The 763-nt window shown below is 56.2% G+C and carries 1 protein-coding gene; it reads left to right on the forward strand.

Going from position 1 to position 763, the window contains the following annotated elements; genetic code table 11:
• The coding region (locus PQR08_RS38610) for a DUF6396 domain-containing protein (RefSeq protein ID WP_408164489.1) at positions 1-763 on the forward strand (763 nt) is incomplete at both ends.

A 763-nucleotide genomic window follows, 5' to 3' on the forward strand; every position in this document is an offset into this window, starting at 1 on the left:
GTTCTTTCAGAAAGCGGCAGACATGGGCAGCCCGGCAGCGTTGACATTCCTAGGGGATAAGCTGGGTGGAACGTACGACGATCCTGAAGGAGATTTTTGGGGGAACCGTCCGGTTGCTGTGCAAATGCTTGAGTGTGCGATGGCACAGGGCTACGGAGAAGCAGCCTACGAACTGTCTCTCTATCAGGAGCAGCCTAATACAACGGCAAAGGCTCTCGCATTGAAGACCCTCCATGAAGGTACAAAGTTAGGATGTGCAAATTGCGCAAAAGCGCTTGCTACCGAATTCGAAGGTTTCGATCTAAGTAATGGCAACAACTTAGTCGGCCACGACGACAAAGAAAGATCCAACCGTTACGCGATACTTGGCGACGCACTCGAATTCTGGCAAGGCCGCTTGAAACTCCCCAACCTCGACAAGGTACTGCCGCTGCCACCCGCGCCGCTTCCAAAATGGAACGGCGATAAGCAGACATTGATCGACGCGGCAAAGGCCGTTACGCCTCCGCCCAAGCCTGCGCGGACGTCCCTGCATAGCGGTCGTGAAGCGGTTCCCGAAGGTCATGCTGTACCTTCACTGACAAAAGATGCGCGCTCAATATCCGGTGACCAGCGCGTGCCGCGGACTGGTTATTGGCTAGCCCTGCATCGCGATATGTCGACATCTGCTGAGACGCGGCCGATCGCCGTCGCCAGTGCCTATCCGCAACATTACAGGGCGGCCGAACCCTTCGAGTCGCCACGCGGCAAATCGATTGCCCTT

Source organism: Caballeronia jiangsuensis (assembly GCF_046030135.1).
GTDB classification, from domain to species: Bacteria; Pseudomonadota; Gammaproteobacteria; order Burkholderiales; family Burkholderiaceae; genus Caballeronia; species Caballeronia jiangsuensis.